This is a genomic window from Glycomyces dulcitolivorans, assembly GCF_003265355.1.
Lineage (GTDB): Bacteria > Actinomycetota > Actinomycetes > Mycobacteriales > Micromonosporaceae > Glycomyces > Glycomyces dulcitolivorans.
In genome coordinates this window covers 1-1099 of sequence record NZ_QFRW01000029.1, presented here as the reverse complement: position 1 = coordinate 1099, position 1099 = coordinate 1, and the positions used below count along the sequence as shown (strand labels likewise).

Annotated in this window: 1 protein-coding gene; it reads right to left on the bottom strand. The window is 71.6% G+C overall.

Features of this window, described 5'->3' with window-relative positions:
• Window positions 1–71 precede the first annotated feature (71 nt).
• A partial coding sequence (locus DI269_RS01065; protein ID WP_112133305.1) for a S1C family serine protease occupies window positions 72–1099 on the bottom strand: 1028 nt, incomplete at its 5' end.

The window sequence follows — 1099 nt, the reverse complement described above, 5'->3', positions numbered from 1 at the left end:
CAGTAGGTTCCCCGACACGACGAGACGCGGCCCCGGGCGAAAGCCCGGGGCCGCGTCTCGCGTTGCGCTGCTTAGGAAGCGGCGAGGGTCGCGGTGGTGCTCTCCTCGGCGCCGTCCCTCGTGTAGGTGATGGCGACCTCGGTGCCCGAGGCCGTGCCCTGGACCGCGGCGACCACTTCGGACGCGCTGGTGACGGGGTTGCCGTCGACCGCGGTGATGACGTCGCCCTCCTGGAGGCCGGCGGTCTCGGCGGGCGAGCCGGACTCGACGCTGAGGACCATCGCCCCGTTGCCGTCGGTGTCGGCCACCGAGACGCCGAGGTAGCCCTGCTCGACCGAGCCGCCCTCGATGAGCTGCTCGACGACGCTCTGGACGGTGTTCGACGGGATCGCGAAGCCGAGGCCGATGGAGCCGGAGTCGGTGGTGGCGATCGCGGTGTTGATGCCGATGAGCTCGCCGTTGCCGTTGACGAGCGCGCCGCCGGAATTGCCGGAGTTGATGGCCGCGTCGGTCTGGATGAGGCCGGTGAGCGTCGAGCTGGACTGCTGCTGGAAGCCCTGCTGCTCCTCGCCCGCGACGGTCATGGACCGGTCGAGGGCCGAGACGATGCCGGTGGTGACGGTGCCTTCGAGGCCCAGCGGCGAGCCGATGGCCACGGCGGCGTCGCCGACCTGGATCGAGTCGGAGTCGCCGAAGGCGATCGGCGTCAGGTCGTCGACGCCGGAGACCTGGATGACCGCGAGGTCCTGCGTGGAGTCGGTGGCGATGATCTGGGCGTCGGCGGTCGTGCCGTCGGAGAAGCGGACCTCGACGGTCTGCGCGCCGTCGACCACGTGGTTGTTGGTGACGATGTAGCCGTCCTTGGAGTACACGACGCCCGAGCCCTCGGCGGAGTCGGTGACGATCGTGACGACCGAGGGGCTGACCTTGTTGACGATGTCGGTGTAGGTGAGGCCCTGGCCGGCGTCCATCGACACGGACTCGACGACGGTGGTGCCGCCGTCGCGGTCGGCGAGGAACCAGCCGCCCACGCCGCCGGCGCCGCCGGCGATCAGCGCGAGGGCGAGCGCCCCGGCGACGAGCCTGCCGCGGCCGCGGG